This window comes from Spirochaeta cellobiosiphila DSM 17781, assembly GCF_000426705.1.
GTDB classification, from domain to species: Bacteria; Spirochaetota; Spirochaetia; order DSM-17781; family DSM-17781; genus Spirochaeta_E; species Spirochaeta_E cellobiosiphila.
Window position 1 is genome coordinate 63,490 of sequence record NZ_KE384555.1, and the last position, 16,771, is coordinate 80,260.

General features: G+C 37.2%; 16 protein-coding genes and 1 tRNA gene. 4 read left to right on the forward strand and 13 right to left on the reverse strand.

Annotation, left to right across the window (positions count from 1 at the left end):
- Positions 1-9 precede the first annotated feature (9 nt).
- The 4 genes from K345_RS0110665 to argA are packed head-to-tail and all read right to left on the reverse strand — an operon-like array spanning position 10 to position 5,017.
- Positions 10-765, reverse strand: coding sequence for a TlpA family protein disulfide reductase (locus K345_RS0110665; protein WP_028974134.1), 756 nt, complete (start codon positions 763-765; stop codon positions 10-12).
- Positions 762-2,762, reverse strand: coding sequence for an ATP-binding response regulator (locus K345_RS0110670; protein ID WP_028974135.1), 2,001 nt, complete (start codon positions 2,760-2,762; stop codon positions 762-764). The genes K345_RS0110665 and K345_RS0110670 overlap by 4 nt, the downstream gene beginning before the upstream one ends.
- Positions 2,763-2,810: 48 nt before the next feature.
- Complete coding sequence (locus K345_RS20705) at positions 2,811-3,695, reverse strand: class I SAM-dependent methyltransferase (protein WP_053228228.1); 885 nt, start codon at positions 3,693-3,695, stop codon at positions 2,811-2,813.
- Positions 3,692-5,017 carry an amino-acid N-acetyltransferase gene (argA, locus tag K345_RS0110680; protein ID WP_028974136.1) on the reverse strand — a complete coding sequence of 442 codons (1,326 nt, stop codon included), beginning with the start codon at positions 5,015-5,017 and terminating at the stop codon, positions 3,692-3,694. The genes K345_RS20705 and argA overlap by 4 nt, the downstream gene beginning before the upstream one ends.
- A gap of 65 nt (positions 5,018-5,082) precedes the next feature.
- Here argA and K345_RS0110685 point away from each other — a divergent pair, with 65 nt between their 5' ends.
- Positions 5,083-5,820, forward strand: coding sequence for a TatD family hydrolase (locus K345_RS0110685; protein ID WP_028974137.1), 738 nt, complete (start codon positions 5,083-5,085; stop codon positions 5,818-5,820).
- On the opposite strand, the gene K345_RS0110690 is transcribed toward K345_RS0110685, so the two are convergent.
- From K345_RS0110690 to K345_RS0110700, 3 genes are all read right to left on the reverse strand, one after another.
- The gene (locus K345_RS0110690; protein ID WP_028974138.1) at positions 5,786-6,706 is read right to left on the reverse strand and encodes an aldolase catalytic domain-containing protein; all 921 of its coding nucleotides are present in this window, start codon (positions 6,704-6,706) and stop codon (positions 5,786-5,788) included. The two genes, K345_RS0110685 and K345_RS0110690, sit on opposite strands and share 35 nt — an antisense overlap.
- Before the next feature lie 410 nt (positions 6,707-7,116).
- On the reverse strand, positions 7,117-9,060 hold the full coding sequence (locus K345_RS0110695) for a zinc-dependent metalloprotease family protein (protein WP_028974139.1): 1,944 nt from the start codon (positions 9,058-9,060) through the stop codon (positions 7,117-7,119).
- A 6-nt stretch (positions 9,061-9,066) separates the two neighbouring features.
- Entirely contained in the window at positions 9,067-9,288 is a 222-nt protein-coding gene (locus K345_RS0110700; RefSeq protein ID WP_028974140.1) for a DUF3783 domain-containing protein, read from the reverse strand.
- Positions 9,289-9,404: 116 nt separating this feature from the next.
- Between K345_RS0110700 and hisC the strand changes: the two genes are divergently transcribed.
- Together hisC and K345_RS0110710 are read left to right on the forward strand one after the other, a co-directional pair.
- On the forward strand, positions 9,405-10,460 hold the full coding sequence (gene hisC, locus K345_RS0110705; RefSeq protein ID WP_028974141.1) for a histidinol-phosphate transaminase: 1,056 nt from the start codon (positions 9,405-9,407) through the stop codon (positions 10,458-10,460).
- A 62-nt stretch (positions 10,461-10,522) separates the two neighbouring features.
- Positions 10,523-10,595 (forward strand) — tRNA-Met (locus K345_RS0110710).
- Between the two features lie 141 nt (positions 10,596-10,736).
- Here the strand turns inward: K345_RS0110710 and K345_RS0110715 are convergent.
- The 6 genes from K345_RS0110715 to K345_RS0110740 form a co-directional block, all read right to left on the reverse strand.
- Complete coding sequence (locus K345_RS0110715; protein ID WP_028974142.1) at positions 10,737-11,426, reverse strand: hypothetical protein; 690 nt, start codon at positions 11,424-11,426, stop codon at positions 10,737-10,739.
- A 180-nt stretch (positions 11,427-11,606) separates the two neighbouring features.
- Complete coding sequence (locus tag K345_RS0110720) at positions 11,607-12,689, reverse strand: DUF4097 family beta strand repeat-containing protein (RefSeq protein ID WP_028974143.1); 1,083 nt, start codon at positions 12,687-12,689, stop codon at positions 11,607-11,609.
- A gap of 203 nt (positions 12,690-12,892) precedes the next feature.
- Positions 12,893-13,531: a hypothetical protein gene (locus K345_RS0110725; RefSeq protein ID WP_028974144.1), complete on the reverse strand. Its 639-nt coding sequence runs from the start codon at positions 13,529-13,531 to the stop codon at positions 12,893-12,895.
- Entirely contained in the window at positions 13,528-14,577 is a 1,050-nt protein-coding gene (locus K345_RS22380; protein ID WP_083963729.1) for an alpha/beta fold hydrolase, read from the reverse strand. Before K345_RS22380 ends, K345_RS0110725 begins: the two co-directional genes overlap by 4 nt.
- Positions 14,578-14,616: 39 nt before the next feature.
- Positions 14,617-15,516, reverse strand: a complete 900-nt coding sequence (locus K345_RS0110735) for a response regulator transcription factor (protein ID WP_028974145.1) — start codon at positions 15,514-15,516, stop codon at positions 14,617-14,619.
- A complete protein-coding gene (locus K345_RS0110740; RefSeq protein ID WP_028974146.1) occupies positions 15,509-16,207 on the reverse strand; it encodes an aspartate/glutamate racemase family protein in 699 nt (232 codons plus the stop codon). The genes K345_RS0110735 and K345_RS0110740 overlap by 8 nt, the downstream gene beginning before the upstream one ends.
- A 102-nt stretch (positions 16,208-16,309) precedes the next feature.
- Between K345_RS0110740 and K345_RS0110745 the strand changes: the two genes are divergently transcribed.
- Complete coding sequence (locus tag K345_RS0110745; RefSeq protein WP_028974147.1) at positions 16,310-16,747, forward strand: GNAT family N-acetyltransferase; 438 nt, start codon at positions 16,310-16,312, stop codon at positions 16,745-16,747.
- Positions 16,748-16,771: the final 24 nt, after the last annotated feature.

Below are 16,771 nucleotides of genomic sequence, written 5' to 3' on the forward strand. Positions count from 1 at the left end.
TCCTTTTATTTATTTTGAGTTGTATTTTAACCAATCATAACTTACAACCCCTTCAAACCTGATGGCTCGATTGTCTTTTATTATGATGGTTGTAGGAAGAGTTTCAACATTGTATAAAGCTGACAACGCTCCTGTGACATCTCTATAAATAGGATAGCCTATTTGATCAGCGATTTCAGTAAATTGTTTATTATCTTTCTCTGTTTGAGATACATTAATAGCTAATAATTGCCCCGGCCAATCCTCATTATAGATATTTAATTCGGGGATTTCTGCTTTACAAGGGGGACACCAACTGGCCCAAAAGTTAAGTATTACCGTATCCTGAGAAGATATAAGATCTTCATAATCAACAGCTTCTCCATCCATGGCATATAAAACAATAGTCTTGTCAGTACTAACAACTTCTTCTCTATTTATTGCCGTACTCGCTCCTATAATAGAGGCTATACCTACAAACAAAATAACATAAGAAATCAGCATTCTTTTGGATAATAAATTTCTAAAGTAAATAGTTATTGCCCCAATACCAATAAAAGCCAATATCCAATGGGGAAGATTTCCCATCTTATACAGAACAAGTAAAGGGGAATTAATAAACTCAGGGATATCAAAGAGTATAATACTTCCTTTTAATACCAATAAGAAACTTATGAATTGATAAAATAGAAGATCTGAATATCCTTTTCTAAGGGCTTTATCTTTTAAGAGAGGAACATAACTTAGAGCAACAACCACAGCAATCAATATCAACAGTAATTTCACAATACATCCTTTATGACTCCTGATAATGTACTCATATCATAAGGTTTTGGCAAAAAAGCTGCTAGACCAGCATCTAAGAGACTCTGAATCTCATTAGTAGAACCAAAGCCTGAAGTTAGGACAATAGAAACCTGATTATTGATGGCATGAATTTTATGAAAGACTTCCACTCCATTTAATTTTGGCATCTGTTGATCCAATATGACCAAAACAATGCGAAATTGTTCTCGTTTAAAGATCTCAAGAGCTTCTACTCCATCAGTTGCAGCGATCACCTGGAAACCACACTTTTCCAGAATCCCCCGGGCAACCTTCCTCATTACAGGTTCATCATCAGCCAAAAGGACAGTTCCATGCATTACAGGCAAATTAACAACATCTCCTTTACGAATGTCGTCAGGTTGTTGATCAATAATAGGAAAAACAAGTTCAACTCGTGTTCCTTTCCCTTCATGAGAGACAATATCAACATATCCATCATGATTTTTCACAATGTTGTAGACCATAGCTAAACCTAAGCCCGTTCCATATTCTTTGTCCTTTGTTGTATAGAATGGTTCAAAGGCATGGTCTACCATATCCTGATTCATACCTATCCCATTATCTTCCACATAAAGACATAAGTAATCAGAACCATCTGGAATGGTATATTTTCGATGGGCCCTACAGTCTTTTTCAAACAATCGAACCCCTATAGTCAAAGTCCCCCCGGGACTTTCTTCTAAAGAACGCATAATAGTCATTGCATGGGCAGCATTAATACATAAATTCAAGAGAACCTGTTCTATTTGACCTTGATCACCCAATATCCAGGGAGATGGCAAATCATTCTTCTTCTCTATCTTAATAACTTTGGGTAGTGAAGACTCACACACTATCAAGACATTCTTTATAGCGGCTTCTATATTGACAGGTTTAAGTCTTGATTCTGATTTACGAGTGATAGACAGTAGTCTTTTGACTATACCCGAAGCCTTATCTGCCGATTCCTTAATCATATCCAAATGATCAAATAAGGAATCTTTTGGTCCTTGACATTCATCGATTTCATATTCAAGAAGGGATACCGAACCGGTTATACCACCTAATATATTATTCAGGTCATGAGCTAATCCTACGCTTAGTGCGCCAACCGCTTCCAGCTTCTGACTTTGTCGAAGCTGATCTTCTGTTTTTTTTCGGTCAGTAACGTCAACAAGTCGCATGACAATACCTGTAACAACCTCATTCTGTATCATAGGATAAAAGGCAATATCCCAAAAACGTTCATCCAACACCTGATATTGAAGGATTACAGGAGTACGATCAGAAATAATCTGATGAAAACGTTCTTCATATATTTGTAAAGAAGGTATGACTTCGATAAGGGGTGAAGTTAAAGCCTGTTTCTCTTCTAAATGATAGTAGGCATTCGCAAAACGATTCCATAGGGTTATCCTTAATTTACAATCCACTGCGATAACAAACCAATCCATGGAATTCAATACAAGACTAAGAAAACTCTGTGCCTCACTAAGTCTTTTTTCATTTTCTTGAATATGGATAAGATCTCTGTAAGCACGTACACTGGATATAACGGCGGTCCGAAGCTTACTGACAGTTAGTTCTGTTTTGTCTTTGTAGTCATTAATATCATAATTAACGATAACTTCATCCTCTGGAGCTAATCCGGATTGACCTGTTCTGAGAATAATTCTGATATTCTTGTTGCCCAGAACATCCCTAATATATTGGGTTATCTCTAACCCACTCATCATGCTATCCATGACAACATCCAGCAATATCAGAGCTATATCAGGATATTCCTGAAGAGTATTCTTAATATCAGTTTCGTTATAGGCACTTAATAATTTGATAGGACGTTCGTCAACCACAAAATCTGTGAGAGCCAAACGAGTGACGAGATGTACAGAATCTTCATCATCTGCAATCAAAACCTTCCAAGGTTGTTTACTTGTTTCCATCGTACTTATTGCATCTAGAGACCAATAATCCATTACCACTCCAGTATACAATCAAATTATAGAAAGTTTCTTCTCTTTTTTCTACCTAAACTTCTGAAACACACAAATCTTCAAGCCCTTGTTGCGATCTTGCTCATAAAAGTCATCACCAGAAGTCATTTCCTCTTTTAACTTGTATGGACCTAAGTTTTCCACGGTCAACCTCCACTCTTCAAAACAAATATCTGGAGAATTAAGAACGGCAATCAAATAACCCTCTTCTGATACCCAGTCTGTTGATCTTCTAATAAGCTTGGGATAATCCTTTTGAGGGGAAAAAAAGCTCTGTCCGGGAGGAGGATCCATAATAACAATGTCATAAGGTCCATTTTTCCCTATCTTGGAAAAGGATTTTAAAATATCATGACCGAAATATTTTACTTTACTCAAGTCATGTCCATTCAATCGATGGTTCTCACGCCCCTTACTCAAAGATGATTTTTTCATATCCCAATTGTGTACAGACACAGCTCCTCCAGCGACCGCTGCTACAGATAAGCTGCATGTGTAACTGAATAAATTTAAGATTTTTTTATTATCGGAATTCTTGAGAAGCCAGGTACGTAATGGTTTCGTATCCAGGAATAAACCAGAGTTCTGAGGAGTGAAGGGATTCACCCAAAAAGATAAACTCCCCTCTTGAACAACAAAAGGCTCCTGATCTTTTAAACCAACTTCAACAGTCCAAGGGACAGATCTTCTATCTTGAACTATTATTTTTTCACAATCAACTTGATAATGTTCAACTATAGATGAGCATAACAAATCAAGAGAAACAGGAAGCTCACCATAAATGACAAACCTAATATAAGGGGGATAATACTCGATGACAAGATTCTTCCAGGGAGAGGAAAGATATCCCCTACCATGGAATAATCGCCCCAGTGATTTTAAGGGAGGAAGACTTTTAATAAAATCATTAATCATTTATGGTTTAGAACCTTCGAATAGATTCTGCTCTTTCGGCCAGGATTGTAATGACTGCGTTTGGGCTCAGGTAGATCCTTGACACTTCCTAACTCAAAGCCAAGATTGATAAACCAATCAGAAGTTTGGGTTGTTAAAAGAAAAACCTCATCAAGCCCTAATTCTTTTGCTTTGTGTATCAAATAAGCAACAATCTTTTGGCCTAAACCTAAATGCCGAAACCCGGGGTCAACAGCTATTGCAGCGATCTCCCCTTTCGTTCCATACAGGTGAAGAGCCCCACATCCATGAATAGCCCCATCCACAGCATAAACAACAAAGTCCTTGATACGTTGAAACATATCCTTCTCAGAACGGGGAACTAATATACCCTGATCAACAAAGGGCTTCATCATACGCAGGACTTCTGATACATCTTCAGGTAACATAGGTCGAATAGACTCAAAAGGATCCTGGTGAACCATCGTACCGATTCCTTGGTTACTAAATATCTCTTTTAGTAAAACCCCTTGTATTTGCCCATCCAGAATATGAACCCGGCTAATGCCTCCCTCACATGCTTGAGCGGCTAGATCCAGCATGGACAGATCTTCAGAATTATCCATATTTTGTGTAATAAAAGCTCTCGCTTCTTCTATGGTCATACGACTGATTCTATTCTCATTCACCACTAAAGAAAGATTTTGAACATTATAGGAATCTGTTTGAAAAGGAGAGTAATTTGTTAAGAAAAATAACTTTTCGGCTTGCAAATTAAGAGCGACCTGCATGGCTAGTTCATTACTTGATATATTATATGGTTGCCCTTTACTATTCCACCCGATACAAGGGAATATAGGAATGAACCCCTCGTCTAAAACGGTATGGATAGGAGCGGCATCAATGCGCTCCACTCTGCCGGAGAACTGATAATCCATTCCCCCTTGAACGCCAAGGCCTCTAGCTCTAACCCAATTCCCCGTAACAGCCGTTACACTATGTCCTGCCAACATGGTCATGAGTCTATTAGAAACATCAAAAGCAGCCATCTTTATAAAAGGAATGGATTCCTGGGTACTGATCCTAATATTATTAACTCGATCCGTGTCCATTTGGAATTGCTTGAGAATTTCATCAATACGTTCTGTAGCTCCGGGAACCAATACAATCCTGATCCCTGCTTTATGGAGAGTCGCTAAATCTTTTACCAATAAAGGGAAATAGATATGATCAAACAATTTGTAGTTAATTTTAACCACGAATGTTGTACCTGTGAATCTATGAGTGTATTGAAATACTTCTCTAATAAGATCAATATTATCAGTTAAATACTGTTCATCCATATGACCTGTATTCTATCCTTAGAATACGGGTCTGGCAATAAGGGGTATAAGAATATGAGGACTTCATGGTAGATACTCACATCCATTTATCTTACTGTAGCAATATACATACCTTACCCCATGAATGTTGGGATATGTCAGCCTCACTTATTCAATGGAAGGGGATATACAATCGAAGTTTAAAAGAAACGAAGTGTAAACCTTATTATGGAATACATCCATGGTGGGCAGAAGAATGGAATAACGAAACAAAACAACTATTAATTCAATACCTGAGCAGACAAAACAATGCCGGTGTTGGAGAAATCGGTTTGGATAAAAATAAGGGACCTTCTTTTGACTTACAAAAAAAAGCTTTTAGGCAACAATTAGACATAGCGATAGAACACAGCCGTCCTGTTAGCCTCCATTGTGTCAAAGCCTGGGGTGCCATGACTGAAATCCTGGAAGAACACAGCATGACCATACCTATTGCCTTTCATGCCTATTCAGGAAGTCCGGAATTAATCGAAAGACTTATACGAATGGGAGCCTATATCAGTTTTGCCCCTTTTAACTTAAGAGAGAATAACAAAAAAGGGAGAAAAGCACTCCAAAATGTTCCTCTTAACAGATTACTGTTAGACTCGGATTTTCCCTATAAAGAAAATCAAAGCTTTCTTGAGTATCCCCAAGTTATGGGAAAACTACTTATACAGGTAAGCCAATTACTTGGATTACACATACAGGAGCTGGAAAAACAACTCTCGGAGAATCTCAATCAATTCCTCAATAAGCCACATTCCAAAACTCATCAGTCATAACACTTTCATCTTTTAGCATAGCAGCCATTGCTTTTCGAGGATGGGTATTGAGAAGCCCAGAGAGAGCATAAGGAAGATGATATCCCCATCGTAACTTTTGCCTAAGAGGATTGATATGTCTTTCAATAGCTGATGCAATGGGTTTAATCTCTGTAGGGGTCTTGCCCAATTGGGTTAAAAGAAGTTCAAGAGGACAATTCCCGGCCCCTCTACCCATACCGTAAAATGTTCCATCTACATATTCAGCCCCACATTCTATAGCCATTAAAGTATTGGCCAAGGCTAATTGTTGGTTATTATGTCCGTGGAATCCAATTTTCTTAGAGGGACAACTATCTTTGTACAATTTAATTAAACCGGCTGTTTGATTCATACTTAATGATCCAAAAGAATCCACAACATAAACAGCTTTACATGGGCTAGTCTGATCAATCAATTGTAATGCTTTTTTTAACTCCCCTTGAGAGGAAGAACTAATAGCCATGATATTTATGAAGGTTTCATATCCTAATTGATCTAGATATAGGGAGGTTTCGATAGCTTCTTTCACTTGATCAATATAACAAGCTATTCGAAATGTCTTAATCAAAGAGTCACTCTGAGGGATGAACATATCTAGTTTAAATCGTCCTATATCTACCATAATGGACAACTTGGAATTAGAATATGAACTTGACCAAATGTCAGCCAAATCTTCTTCCAAACTAAAACGCCATTTTCCGTATACCGTCGGATCAAAATATTCAGTACTGGCTTTATAACCAACCTCAACATAATCAACTCCAGAACGAACAGCAGCCGAAACAACTTCTCGCACACAGGCATCATCGAACTGCCATTTATTCATTAATCCACCATCACGAATAGTACAATCAATTACTTGCATTTATTACTTACCTCCCAGGTATAAAAAAAGCCCGAAGCGTTTGCTCCGGGCCTGTTATTCAAAATAATTCCTCTTACTTGGAGGATCTACCGCAAACAGGCCCTGGTGCATACCATGCAAAGTAAAAGAAGAAAAAATAGCTGGTAAAATAGGATCTATTTGCGTTCATTTGCACAGATTATGATAGACTTAGCTATTTCTGTCAAACTGTTTCTATAGACAATAACAAAGGAATTTAACATAATTCTGTTAAATTCCTTACAGACATCCATATTTCTAAGTAAACTGATTATCTAATTGCTAAAGTGAAATAGCTTGCTCCCCCCTCTTCCAGTCAAATAATAGAATTAAAAAAGAACTACTTTCTCAACCTCTGTTCGTAGGACTATCAATATGACATTGTCGAACACTTAAAAAGCTATACTTTTTAAAGGAATTTCTTCGGCATAAGGCATACGATCATTGACAATGTCTTCTAAGTTTCTATTTGAAGTACTTCTAGAATCAGCATAGAAATCTCTTGAAAAAGCGAATATTAGGTTAGACCAATCGTCATAGTCTTTAAGCTTAGATTTTTCTCCATTAGTAAAATTGATATCATAGGAAACTGAAGCATCAATACTTTTGTTTCCATTATAATCTAACCTTGCATTACCCTGTCCAATTCCATCATTCTCATTTATAGCTTTTTCATCTATATCGTTGCCCATACCATGACTATAGTCAAGGCTAAAGGAAGATGTATTAGGTCCATTCTCAACTCCAAAGGAAATAGGTTCCTTGGAGGAGTCACTCATTAGGGAAAGCCACCTAGTTTTTATATCAGGTTGCGCATTATTATATTGCTCTAAATAATACCTATCACCTACAGTTTCACTATTAGTATCTGGAAGCCCATATAACTGGTATAGGTAATTCATAACACTGTAGTAATTGGGTTTATAATTCTGATCCTCATCACCACCATGATGTAATCCTAAATTATGTCCTAATTCATGCATAAAAGTAGATGCTTGGAGATTTATTAATTCCTGCTTTTTTTCGTTACTATCGGTGTTTAAATCCCAAACACCACCTAAAGTAATGATAAGATCATTTCCGGCCCCATTAGTGCCCAATTCTGCAATCCCAGAGGAGCCTGCATTTCCTGCACCTTGTAAAAAGCCAAAGACACAATAATGGTATATCCATTTACCTACCATGGGAAAATACTTTGCTTTAATATCATACAAGTTAGAACTAGAACTGTAGTTACCTAAAGAAACCAATCGACTGTAAGGTATTTCATGACTTGTATTGTCTAAGTTGTACTTTTCTTTACTAAAGCTAGAACTAAATTTATTACCAATATTTATATGGAGGGAGATATTATTTGCCTCAAACACTTCAACTACCTTATTAAATGCTTCAATCTGAGGATCTACACCAGCATCATATCCCCTAGAGCCAGTGAAATAATATTCATTATTCGATTTGTTATATCCCAGTAGTTCTACTGAAGTTGGATCCATATAGCTCACATATACAAAGATATCTTTTTTACCTGTCCTAGCTCCATAATCATACAAGGGAAGACCTCCATAGGTTCCTCCTGGACTCTCTGCTTGATCTGGAATACCATCATTATCAGCATCAGTATCATTAGTTATATCATTAATAGAGCTGGGCGTCGAAAATTTACGAAGAGCCCAATCATTATTAGAATCGGTATCTATATACATTTCAGAACTCTGATTTCTGGATAAGGAATTACCATAATAGCCATAGTACTTATAAGACGATAAAGAGGAGGGAAACCCTTCAGCTTTACCAGAAAAATAACCACTTTGAGGCTCTATAGAACAGTTACCAAATCTAATAAAGTCATAAGTGACTCCATCCCTAACCAATTCAACATAACCTGAGTCAGACCAAAATGAATGATAGGTCACGTTTTTATAGACAACAGTGGGTATAAAATCACCTTGGGAGTGTAATGAATCAGGAGAATGGCTATTTTTAATTTTTAATACGGCATAACCATGAGGTGCCAACGTATAAGAATGTAAGGGGATTTCCATGACATATACATCATCTTGGCTATTATTAGTTCCATAACTTCGTAACGAATAAGCCGATAAATTTACGGATACATTATTGGGATTATAAACTTCAAACCAAATAGAGCTATTCGAATAGTAGCTGGCACCCACTTCTGTAATATAAATTTCCTTGGGTGAATAACTTGATGAATTCTGGATTATTAAATGGCCAGCTATATCATCATCAGAGGAGTTACTAAAAAACAAATTACAACTTGTTATTAAAGTTAAAAGTAATATAGGAGTAACTTTTGCTATGCTTTTTACATTCATGAAAGTTTAACCTCTCTGGGGTGGATTGTTTTGTAAATATTCGTGGTCACCTCTGACATCATGAATAAGGTCTTTGATTTTCCATTCTTTATTATTATCTGTTGTCATACAAAAAGCGATATCCTTAGGATTCTCAACTACTGACTTAACGGCCTTCATAATAGCTCTTATCTCATCAGTATTAAAACCATTTAATAATATTACCTTACCGTCTCTCATTTCTGCCATATCATATCTCCTCTTATTATTTTCTCTCACTAAATTAACTAAAAAGTACGGATCTTTTAGAATATTTACAAGTGAGGATCTTTTCAACCATTAATACTTAAGGATAGAGTACTTTTATGAAGACAAGAGAAACAATACAGAACTTAATTCCCTATAGTGCTGGTGTTAAGGTACCGGGGGCTATTAAACTTTCAAGCAACGAAAACCCTCTAGGGACCTCACCAAAAGCCACTCAGGCTATGAAACAATACCTAGATCAGTCATTTATCTATCCAGATGGAGCGTATAGTGAGCTACGAACTAGATTGTCACAACATCTTGGAACTCAGAATGATAACTTGATAATTGGAAATGGTTCTGATGAAATCATTACCCTTTTAGGGCTCACGTATCTAACTCCAAATGATGAAGTCATATTGGCTAAAGAGACTTTTAGTGAATATCTCTTTGCAACAAAAATTATGGGAGCCACTCCTATACAAGTACCTTTGAAAGAGGGATATCATGACTTAGAAGCTATGGAGGCGTCTATAACGTCCAGTACTAAGATGATCTTTATATGTAATCCCAATAATCCTACAGGAACCTATTGGCCCGAAAAAGATATCCTTAAATTTCTGGATAAAGTACCTTCCGAAGTGTTAGTCGTGTTAGATGAAGCTTACAATGAATATGTTCGTGCAGAAGATTATCCCCATTCCGTCAATTTACTTAATAAGTACAACAACCTCATTATTTTAAGAACATTCTCAAAGATCTATGGTTTAGCCGCTCTTCGTGTTGGTTATGGAATATCCAATAAAGATATTATTCAAGATATCTGGAAAGCAAAACAACCGTTCAATGTAGGGACTCTGGGGCAAGTAGCCGCTAAAGCGGCCCTAGATGATCGTGATTTTGTTATACAATCCTTTCAAAGTAACAAAACGGGCCTAGCCCAATTGGAAGAGGGACTTACTTCACTTGGACTATTTTATTATCCAACTCAGGCCAATTTTATTTGTGTGAATGTTAATCAAGATTCTAAAAAGATCTTTGATAGAATGTTAAAAGCGGGAGTAACAATACGATCTCTCATAAGCTTTGGGATGCCTGAATGGATACGTATAACCATTGGAACAGAAAAGCAAAACTTAGCTGTATTAAAAGCACTCAAAGAAAGTTTAATATAAATTTGGTAATCACTGTTGACACTTTTTCGTGGAGTCATTATATTACCACTCACAACGAACGACGCAGGGTAGAGCAGTAGGTAGCTCGTCGGGCTCATAACCCGGAGGCCGCAGGTTCGAGTCCTGCCCCTGCTAAACTTTCATGTTTAGCAAATCTTTAATCAATAAAGATTTATGGTGTAAAACTCCTAATAATTGTTTATCAATTAATTAGGAGTTTTTTTATGTTCATACGTTTTAGTAATTCTCTATTTATTATAGCTAGCAATAAAATTTCTATTTTACTTCAAGTTTAACTCTAACAGTATCTGGGTCATATCTATTTGAATCAGACACCCAGGCAGACCATCCGCCCCCTTGTGTAGCCCAATTTGTATATCCAATATCCCCATATTGACTTGTTCCCTTATCGTCAGCCAATTGGACCAGCAGCCTAACATCAGAACATTTAAATTCTTCTATTATTCTTGTCTCAATACGTGCACGAATACCATCAAAGCCTACTAGATTAGAATCACCACCCCAATCAGACCATTCTGAATTGTTTATGGCTTCACTGGCCCATTGAGTATAAAAAATATCCCCATACTGGCTACCACCTTTGTCATCTGAACATTGGAACCCTATTCTAAAATCAATTCCATCTTTTAAAATAGTACTAGCGATTTCAAGATTCACTCTTAGAGCGTCAGGATTGTATTTGTTACTATCAAAAGCCCAAGGGGACCAGTGACTTCGCTTCTGACCTACAGAATATGTATATACTTCTTCACCAAAATTATTTCCTGTAATACCAGCATCACTTAATTGTAGCCCTACAAAAAAATCACTTACAGAACGGGATGAGGATTCCTCTTCAATCGAATTCACCTTATCTGAGGATTGTGAATCCATCATAAAGTTCTCACAGGAATAGAAAACCAAGAGCAATGCAATGAACGTACTGAACGCTATTTTTTTTCTCATATTCATCTCCTTTAATTGCTAGCTTAACTAAACTATAAAAGGAAGACATTAATATAACAATAAAAAACTTACCAACCGGTCAGCATTATTAAACAATACTATTCATTGCATGACTATATTATAAATATTTCCAGCAGAGAGATAGTTTATACTCCCAAATGCTTCACCAAACAGACCAATTTACAAAAGCTCTTTAATGGTGATGTCTCCACTGGAAGCTTTAATATCTAGTTCGTAGCCCCCGCCATTGGCTTCACCTTTGATTTTACTATGTGATAGTCCAGAAATTTCTGTTAGTAACTTGAAGTCACTTTTTATTTTTCCAGAAGAGGCATTAAGACTAAAATTAAACTTTGACCCAGAGGGTAGTTCTACTAAAACGTCTCCTGAACTACTTTTAATATTCATATTCCCTTTCCAGGAATCCATACCTACTAAAACATTACCAGAAGAAGCAAAAATGTCAGAATGAGAAGAGGATAGATGAGCAATCTTTATTTTACCAGAGGAAGCTCTTGTCATTAGATCGTCCACAGATATTTTATCCAGTTCAATTCTACCTGAACTAGCGTCAATACTAAGAACAGAACCAAGAATGTTTTTTCCTCTAATATATCCTGAACTAGCGGAAAGGTTAGCAAGATTAACAGTCCACTGATCTATATCAATGTCACCAGACGAAGCTTTAAAATTAATCCGTTTATCCGATCTCATATCACTAGCTGTTATATCACCAGAGCTAGCATTAATTTCTACTTCAGAACTGTCCACGTCAGTAAGGAATACATCACCAGAGCTGGAGTTTACTGTCAGACTAGCTGCTTCAATTTGATTAAGTTGAATATCATTTGAAATATCACGGACCAAAAGATCTCCCTCAAAGGATTCAGGTAAAACAACCTCAAAGTTAAATGATCCTTTCTGAATAAGCTGGAACATGAACAGAGATTTTTTAAATATTCTAATAACCAGAACCGAATCTTTTCTCTCTACTAATAGGGAGGGAACACTCTTCTTGTTTGAGGTATCCAGAAAACCATTTAATGTAAGTTCAAGTTTGTCTTTATTCTTTCCTCCCCTTAATAGATAGGACTGCCTAGCCCTATCTATCGTTATCACACTGCTAGGACCATCTAATTCAAAGACAATGGTTTTAATTCCCTCTACATTCTCTACTTTTCTCTCATCAATAGAAAAAGAACCAGCTATTATAGCCATGGGACATAACAGGATAAATATAAGCCCCATAAATTTATTCTTCACAAAACACTCCTTTGTTTCTTATCAGCTATGAACCATAGGTCCATACTTTCTATATAAATCTTAAAAATAAACAGATCACTTATAATGATACTCATCGTAATATATAACAATAATTTTTGAATAAACTGGTACAGAGAAAGAGATAAGAGAAAGTAATAAATACTTCTGTGATTACTGCTTTATAAAATAGTATCATAATAATATCAGTATATATAACGTGCAGTGGTTACAAGATAAGCCGGCGGGGCTACCGTTTTGTAAAGGCCATGATATTCATATCCTCCATTAAAACCCAGGGCAAAGCTATCAGAGAGAGAATAAGTACTTACTATGCCTAAACGAAGAGTATCTCCCGAAGCAGAATACCACCCATCTTTGACATCCTTATAGAACCATCTTTTATAATAGTCGCTATGCTTTAAATAAGTTACCAATTGACGATCCCAAATAAACTCCCCTCCCAAAGACCAGTTTTCAAAATAAACACCTGGGCGCATACCTAACTCCATGCCCAAGCCATGTCCTTTTACTAAAGAATTACCAAAACCACGATAGACCAGAGAAGAATGCAGGGGTATAGAAATAGACCCTGCCTCAAAGATACGCAGATCTCCCCCTACGCGCAATCGATACTCGTCCGTATCCATTTTAACAGTGGGGATGGTAAAATCTATAGAAACATCCAAATCCTTATTGATACTATGGCTGTAACCGGTTGTTAAACTTGCCAGGCCATAATCAAAACCAAAGGCAATATAGATGGTACTATGTGAAGTCTCTGCACTTAGCGAATAGGTTAAGAGTAGGAGTAAAAAGGATGTAATAATGATTAATCGCTTCATTTTCGTGCTCCTGATAAATCAAGAGTTGCCAAATATTGATTCACGATTTTCATACTGACATCCCCCTTTGACCATGTCACATCGCTATGACCAGCATCCGGGACGACTTCTACCCTGGCCCTTTTAAAAAGCTGAGCTTGGTGTTTTTGAAAACCTTCGCCCATCTCTGTCGACAAACCACCAGCTATAAAGAGAATCTCAGGTTTTACTTTTCCCAGGTTCAAAGTAAAATCGAACTCCCCATCCACCAACTCTTCAAAATAGAGAAATTGCAGAACAGAAGCACTGATTCTCCAATTAGGAGAAGGATCATTATGCCTATCAGCACCATAAGCAGGATCTCCTAAACTGATAAGGTATAGATAGTCAGCCATTTCATGATCAGATACGGAAAAGAACTGTCTAATCCAAAGGAAATCATTAATAACTTCACTCAAGAAATTAACAGAAGAACTTTCCATTTTCCTACCTAGCGCTGTACTAAACTCACCTGGCTCAAATAAAACGGCTCCGGCAATCCTGTCAGGATGGGCATTCATATACTGGGCAGCATACTGCCCTCCCCAGGAATGTCCAAATAATATTACCTGTCTTCCAGGAGCAAAAGAGTCAACCAGATATTCTAAATCCGCAAGGTATTGATCTAGAGATAGTGTCTTTGGATCATTTTGTCGCTGGGACAGCCCAGAACCTCTCTGATCCCAAAAGACAAGATAATAATTATCACTAAGACGAACGCCTTCAAACTCATCAGCTAGGCGGGTCATAGAAAGGTAGTCATTACCTGGCCCTCCATGGAGAAAAATAATAACCGGATTATCCGGATTACCCATGGTTTCTAGATGAAGTAGTGTATCTTTCAAAGGAAAAGACGGAAGAGAAGAGTCTTGATCTACAGTAGCAGGGACAAGATTACCAGGTTGATTGGGATTCATTAAATGACAACCACACAAAAACAAAACAAAACATAGATAGATAAAGCGCATATCGCCTCCTAAAAAGCTAATGAGATAATCATCAACTTCCGGAAGAGAGACGACAATCATGAATGTTCATGAAATTGCCAAATTAGACCTAAGGAATTGTCATGATTCCCAATCACGCACCTTTGAGATGAGTTCTAATTTACTAGAGACCCCTGTTTTATTGTATATATTATAGACATGAGTTTTCACAGTCCCCATAGAGACATTCAGACAAGACCCTATCTCCTTATAGGATAAGCCAGATACTAAGTGCTCAGCTATTTCCTTCTCTCGCGCACTAAGACTATAAGTATCAGCTAACTTGGCCAGTTTAATTCCCCTACCTTCACTTGGCTTTAAATAAAGACTCACTAAAATCACAATACTTAAGACATTCCAAACCAGTAAAAACAGAGGAAAAGAAAAGAAGCCATACCTATTAAGAGAAGGAAAGAGATACAGATCATCCACAGCCATTACAACAGAAAAGACAATAACAATGACAGAAGCTATTTTACCCAGGCTTCGTAATTCCTCTGCTTTCAATTTATACAAATTGATCAAGGAAAGGACTCCAAGATAGATAAGAGATCCATATCCACAGATAATCCATACTAAAGGAGAAAAGCTACCTATAGCCGATGTTGACCATGAGCCCAGGGAGGAGATCCCCGCATAAAAGTACAGCACAGTAAAAGGAATTAACAAAGGCAGCAACTGCCTTTTATAATTTAAAGAGAGAATCCTATTCAAGTAAAAACATACGGAGTAGATCAAAAGAAGAATCAGGCAGAAATCTGACAAATACAAATAATTGATGATTCCTTCAGGTAAATCCAATACCGGAATATCTGCTTTAAAAATATAAAGCCCATGACGGAGTATGAGAAGCAACTGAATGAAGCTGTATAAACGAAGCTTTGCACTTTTAGTGACAACAGATAAGGTCACAGTAAAGGCTAAAGATCCTAAACCAAAAAAAACAGCCATTCCATTGATAAGGAAGAAGAGACTATCCATCACTTAAGGCCATATCCACAGCCCACTCACTATGAAGTCGGGTTGTATCGAATAAGGGATATTCACAATCCTCTTGTTTGATTAAGAGAGGTATCTCTGTACATCCCATGATAATGCCCTGAGCTCCCTCAGTTATGAGTCTATTCATTATATTTAGATAAGCCTTTTTACTATCTTCTTTTAAGTTACCAATACAAAGCTCTTCATAGATGACCTTATGTATCAAATCCCGTTCTTCTGCCTGGGGGAGCATAACATCAATGTCATAAACGGTCTTAAGTCTCCCTCTATAGAAATCCTCTTCCATAGTATATTTAGTACCTAAAAGAGCCACCTTAGAGAATCCCTTCCTTTTGATGTCTTCACCAGCCGCATCGGCTATGTGGACAAGAGGGATATCGATTTCGACTTGAACCTGATCAAAGACCTTATGCATAGTATTAGCCCCAATGAGAACCATTTGAGCCCCAGCCCTTTCTAAAGATTGGGCTGCATTTGTCATAAACTTAGTTAATTCGTACCAATCCCCCAAGGACTGCAACCTTGCGATCTCAGCGAAGTCTACAGAATGAATGATAACTTGAGCGGAATGTAGTCCGCCCAGACGAGCTTTCACAGCTTCATTTATATATTTATAATAATCCAGAGTTGACTCCCAACTCATTCCACCAATTAAACCGATACATTTCATACTATTCCCCCTCATAATAAGTTACCCTTAAAAATCCTAACAAATCAACTTCTCACATTAATAAAATTGTCCCATTTCATGTAAAGTGATATTCTGGTATTCATGAAGTTAACCATCAGACAGGCGACCACAGAGGATGCTCAACAGGCTTACAGAATGATCAATCTTTTAGAAGACAGCATTTTTGATGAAACACTTTTCCAAAGCTATTACACTCAATGTCTTCTTAATCCTAATCATACACTCTTAATAGGGCAAAGGGAGGATACCACCTTAGCCTTTGGCTCCATGATCATAGCCCCTCACCTCCATCATTGCGGTTTAGTGGCAGAGATTCTAGAATTAATCGTACTCCCTGAAGCCAGAGGTTCCCACATAGGATCTCAAATGCTGTCACATTTCAAAGACATTGCGGTCACAGAAGGTTGTGTCAGTCTTGAAGTCGCCTCCAATAAAAAAAGGTTAAAAGCTCATGCCTTCTATGAAAAGAATGGGTTTACTAACAGTCATTATAAACTCACCCAATCACTTATACTCTAATAAGCAATAAAGCCTTGGTTAGGG

Coding starts and splice junctions, on each gene's coding strand:
- K345_RS0110740 (WP_028974146.1), bottom strand. CDS start 16,207: ATGAAATGTATCGGTTTAATTGGTGGAATGAGTTGGGAGTCAACTCTG.
- K345_RS22380 (WP_083963729.1), bottom strand. CDS start 14,577: ATGATTGTCGTCTCTCTTCCGGAAGTTGATGATTATCTCATTAGCTTT.
- K345_RS0110725 (WP_028974144.1), bottom strand. CDS start 13,531: ATGAAGCGATTAATCATTATTACATCCTTTTTACTCCTACTCTTAACC.
- argA (WP_028974136.1), bottom strand. CDS start 5,017: ATGGATGAACAGTATTTAACTGATAATATTGATCTTATTAGAGAAGTA.
- K345_RS20705 (WP_053228228.1), bottom strand. CDS start 3,695: ATGATTAATGATTTTATTAAAAGTCTTCCTCCCTTAAAATCACTGGGG.
- K345_RS0110700 (WP_028974140.1), bottom strand. CDS start 9,288: ATGGCAGAAATGAGAGACGGTAAGGTAATATTATTAAATGGTTTTAAT.
- K345_RS0110695 (WP_028974139.1), bottom strand. CDS start 9,060: ATGAATGTAAAAAGCATAGCAAAAGTTACTCCTATATTACTTTTAACT.
- K345_RS0110745 (WP_028974147.1), top strand. CDS start 16,310: ATGAAGTTAACCATCAGACAGGCGACCACAGAGGATGCTCAACAGGCT.
- K345_RS0110690 (WP_028974138.1), bottom strand. CDS start 6,706: ATGCAAGTAATTGATTGTACTATTCGTGATGGTGGATTAATGAATAAA.
- K345_RS0110670 (WP_028974135.1), bottom strand. CDS start 2,762: ATGGATTATTGGTCTCTAGATGCAATAAGTACGATGGAAACAAGTAAA.
- K345_RS0110715 (WP_028974142.1), bottom strand. CDS start 11,426: ATGAGAAAAAAAATAGCGTTCAGTACGTTCATTGCATTGCTCTTGGTT.
- hisC (WP_028974141.1), top strand. CDS start 9,405: ATGAAGACAAGAGAAACAATACAGAACTTAATTCCCTATAGTGCTGGT.
- K345_RS0110735 (WP_028974145.1), bottom strand. CDS start 15,516: ATGGATAGTCTCTTCTTCCTTATCAATGGAATGGCTGTTTTTTTTGGT.
- K345_RS0110685 (WP_028974137.1), top strand. CDS start 5,083: ATGGTAGATACTCACATCCATTTATCTTACTGTAGCAATATACATACC.